This is a genomic window from Qipengyuania sp. B-5 (assembly GCF_056857815.1).
Genome location: NZ_JBSXNU010000030.1, coordinates 1 through 4,481, shown reverse-complemented (window position 1 = coordinate 4,481; position 4,481 = coordinate 1). Strand labels below are relative to the sequence as shown.

The 4,481-nt window shown below is 57.5% G+C and carries 2 protein-coding genes; one reads left to right on the top strand and one right to left on the bottom strand.

The genetic code is table 11. The features are described from left to right. Positions 1–616 precede the first annotated feature (616 nt). Entirely contained in the window at positions 617–2,044 is a 1,428-nt protein-coding gene (locus AC13CE_RS03370; RefSeq protein ID WP_482971476.1) for a serine hydrolase domain-containing protein, read from the bottom strand. Positions 2,045–3,241: 1,197 nt separating this feature from the next. On the opposite strand from AC13CE_RS03370, the gene AC13CE_RS03365 reads away from it, so the two are divergent. Beyond that, positions 3,242–4,267 (top strand): IS110 family RNA-guided transposase, encoded by a 1,026-nt coding sequence (locus AC13CE_RS03365; protein ID WP_482971475.1) that lies wholly within the window; start codon positions 3,242–3,244, stop codon positions 4,265–4,267. Positions 4,268–4,481: the final 214 nt, after the last annotated feature.

Sequence of the window (4,481 nt, the reverse complement as noted above, 5' to 3'; positions counted from 1 at the left end):
CAGGTCACCCCGGATCGCTTCCAGCGCCACCTTTGCCTTGAACTCCGCGCTGTAGCGCTTCCTCGTCTTCTTCATTTCCCGTCCATTCCTCAGGTCGGGATTAGCTTAGCACCCTGTCCAAATTTCCGGGACCACCTCAGTCCGAATTTGGTGATCACCCCGCCGGGCAGAAACGGCAAGAACGGGATGGCGAGCGGACCTACTCTCTATCGTAGAATGTATGCCCTCGGTTGACGGGCAAGAATGCTTTCAGAAAAGACGCCTGCAGCACCTCTTCGGCTTCCAGTTCTAGCTCAGCGATACCATCACGCATCCACCCAGTTCGACTATCTAGATTAGCGAACACGCTATCGCAGGCCTTCCGGGTAGCGGCCTTTCGATCGGACGCGAGCACATATCTGTGGCAGTAAAGGCCAGCTGGCTGACTTACGTCTCGGTCATCTTCAGAGGGTGCGATAAACCATCGTAATCGTCCATGGACCAAGACGTAGAAACAACGCATTCCTCAAGCTCGCCTAATTTACCGACATCTGCAAAGACGCTAGCTGTTAGGCTGCTTTTCGCCCAGACCTCGCACCGTTCTAACGGCAAGAACGGGGTGGAAAATGGACGCTGATTATTCATCGAGATTTGTAGTCGCATCACATCTCAAGTCGTTTCCTTCCTCGTCTTCCCGGACCCAGTACTCTGCAAACAATCCATCATAATACATGAGAAAAGCCGGCGAAGGGCCATCAGACGCTTGAAACACGATACGATCGAGTGGGTAGTCGCTACGACCAAATCGCAGCCTGTCCTGGGCCAGCAGTTGCACCGCCGGTGCATCGCTTTCGACACGCCTTCTGAACAATTTGCCATCGCTTACGAAGATACAGGTAATGTTGGAACCTCGAGCGTAAGCGCCAGAGAGAACATCCAGTTCGGCCTCGCTCAGCATCAGATCTTCAAGGTCTCCGGGGTTGAGCACTATCCGCGCTATTCTGGTATGAATGACGCTGGCATCCAGTTCGCTGCCGGTTCCGTTGGCAACAACTGCGATGCTGTACCCGCTAGCAATGTCGTGAGAGAGAGCGGCCCATGCGCCGTGCAGGCCCCCTCCGGTATGCCCCCAAGCACGATTATCACCAAGAATACCGCCCCGGACACCCATGCCGTAATCGACAACGACGCCATCTTCCAACTCTGTTCTGCCCAACATTTGCTGCAGGCTTTCTGGCTTGATCCAGTATCCGTCCATCAACCGTGCGGGAAGGTCGGCGAGATCCGGCGCTGTCGAACAAAGTCCACCCGACCCTAGCAAGCCACGAACCTCATAAGCGGGTTCCAGCACAAATCCGCTTCGGGTTGCCAAGTAACCAGTCACTTTGTGGGATTGGGAAGTGTCGCACGCTCGTAGGGATCGAAGGCCTACTGCCGGAGCGAACACCTCTTCGATATAATCATCATAGGACAGACCAGTCACGTGCTCGATGATCACGGAGACAAGGGAATAATTGGCGTCTGAATATCGCCAGACTTCACCGGCCCGATTCACTGGTGGGCGCTGCAAAACCGTTACGAGACGGTCACGCTCAAAAAGACCTTCTGCCACACCGTCTTCTAGTTCTTCGCGTGTATAATCGGGCAGACCGGAAGTATGATTGAGAAGATGCCGAACGGTCACTGAAGCAGGGATCGAACTGGAACCGTACTGTCCTTGCAGGATGTCTCGAACCGGCTGGTCAAGAGATAGCTTGCCGTGCTCGACAAGCTTCATGACTATGGCGGATGTAACCAGTTTGGAAATCGAACCGAGGCGAAAGACCGAGTCCTCGTCAACCGCTTTTCCGGACTCGATTTTTTCCAGACCATATGCGCGGGAGGTAATGGTTCCATCGCGTCCGCTAATGGCGATGGCCAGTCCGGGCATAGCCCGTGCGGCCATCGCTTCTGCAGCGACCTCGTCGATCGCTAGCAGATCATTGTCGGACAGAGTTTGCGCCTGTGCGCCCGTCGCGGAAATCGCAGCAGTGAAAGCGACGGTACATTTAAAGATGGACGCCATCTGAGGTCTCCTGAAGCCAACAGAAGCGTGCTGGATCAAATTTCGCCGTTTGTCATGGTCGATTCCAATCCTGCTTTACCTGTCGAGCGCTAGTGGAATGCAATTGATGTCCACTTTGGCGTCGGCAGTGGAAGGTCCGGATTTGGTGATCAACCCGCCGGGCAGAAACGGCAAAAACGGGGTTGGAAACGGAAATGTCAGAGCATTACCCTGCCACATCGTGCTATTCCCCAGCAGGGCGTGCTCCGAAGCAGTAGGAGCCTCGATCTTCCCATCTGCCGCCGGCATCTAGACAAGCATCGACGCCAAAAAACTGGCTGAGAGACCATCCTGCCCATCCACCGATGACCAAGGATATAAGTGCTACAACTGCCAGACGCTTCTTCATGCTCTGATCATAGGCAGCCTGATGACATGTTTGCTAGGTCGTCGATCTACGACCGACCGCTTTTAGGATGTTCCACCTTGGGCAGATAGGTCACAAACGGGGTGGATTGCAGACCAAGCTGCCGAGCCTGTGGTGGAGCGATGCTGCCAGCGCCGCTCCACCTGAAGTCCAGCCAGCCTCAGTTGAGAAGCTTTTTAAACGCTAACGGGTAAGTCCTGTAGGCGACTGTTCGAACCTTCAGAGGACATCAGGGCCTTTTGAATGCCGGGCATCGCATTTGACAATGCCTTGATTAAACCTGGAGGGCTTTCGCCAGGACGCTGCGGATCGCCTTGAGATTGCGCGGCGACAGAGGACCCAAGGACGGCACCGATACCAGCACCTAACACAGCGATCTGTTTAATAGATTTGCGCATTCTTTTTCTCCGTTCACTAGCCCCCAACGCAATGATGAACGGTTTGGACAACTTGATCCTGATTAATCGCTGGAAGGTGTTCGAAGACGGCTCGTCGGAATTTCAGTGGGATGTCCATTCGACACACCGAGCGGTGAGTGCGATGGACTTAGTTGCAACGAGAGAACCTATAGCGCGAAGCCGTTCGCTCCCGAAGGCGAATCGTGGGAGCTTGTTCCTGAAGTCAGGTAGCTTGGGAATATGACCAACTGGGCGTCGCTAACTTCCGGTCCGCTTCTGGCACAAACCACCCTTGGTCTTTGCGGCAAGAACGGGGTGATGGGGTGGACGCCCCCCGGCGGCATCGATGTGCCATAGTGGAGGTGTTTGAACACCACTAGAGAGGAGGCGTCCATGTCGGAAGTTAGCATCATCGGGTTGGATATCGCAAAGTCTGTTTTCCAGGTTCACGGGGCCGATGCGTCGGGCCGTGCGGTGCTTCGCAAGAAGATCAGCAGGGCAAAGCTCTTGCCGTTCTTTGCCTCGCAGCCCTCCTGCCAGGTGGTCCTGGAAGCTTGCGGGGGCGCGCATCACTGGGCGCGTGAGCTGACAAAGCTCGGTCATGAGGTCCGGTTGATCGCTCCAGCTTACGTAAAGCCGTTCGTGAAGCGCCAGAAGAACGATGCTGCGGATGCTGAAGCCATCTGCGAGGCGGCGCAGCGCCCGAGCATGCGGTTCGTGCCAGTAAAGACCGAAGCGCAGCAAGCAGCCGCGCTGGTGTTCCGGGCCCGCGACCTGCTGGTCAAGCAGCGCACGCAGATCAGCAATGCCATTCGCGGTCACATGACCGAGCATGGCTGGATCGCGCCGCAAGGCCTGGCGCACATGAAGAAGCTGGCCGCACTGCTTGAGGATCCCGACACGGTTCCCGAGAGCGCACGGCCGGTACTGGAGATAATGCTCGATCAGATGGCGGTGCTGAGCGAGCGCATTGCCGAACTTGATCGGGAGATCGCCCGGCGTGCCCGCGAAGACGAGACCGCGCGGCGGCTGATGACGATCCCGGGCATCGGACCGATCACGGCAACCGCGATCACCGCACTTGCACCTCCGCCCGGCACCTTTGCCAAGGGCCGCGACTTTGCCGCATGGGTCGGGCTTACACCGCGCCAGCACTCGACCGGCGGCAAGCAAAGGCTCGGCGCGATCTCGAAGATGGGCGAGCGAACGCTGCGTCGGCTACTGATCATCGGCAGCAGTGCGGTCGTGCTCCAGGCAAGCAGGCGCGGCGCACCCGCGGGATCGTGGCTGGAACAGATGATGGCGCGCAAGCCGCGCATGCTGGTCACGGTGGCGCTCGCGAACAAGACCGCACGCATCGTCTGGGCAGTGCTGACGAAGAACGAGGATTACAGGGCTCCGGTCTCGGTCGCGGCGTAAGCCGGGCCGGACCAGAGGTCGCCGGAAGGACGTAGGCGGACGAAGGAGAGTATGGCAAAACAGTCGGCGAGACGGGACCGGAAGAACCAGGGCTTTCCACCGTGCTTCATCAGCACGCTGCGGGTGATGTGGTTCCGGTCCGCGAACTCCCATACGGGCCCGCAGCACGAAAAGCTGCACCAGGAGGCCGGACAGATGGCAGCATCCGACTACG

Excerpts from the sequence above, each read along its gene's own strand:
- AC13CE_RS03365 (WP_482971475.1), top strand. The coding sequence starts at position 3,242 with ATGTCGGAAGTTAGCATCATCGGGTTGGATATCGCAAAGTCTGTTTTC.
- AC13CE_RS03370 (WP_482971476.1), bottom strand. The coding sequence starts at position 2,044 with ATGGCGTCCATCTTTAAATGTACCGTCGCTTTCACTGCTGCGATTTCC.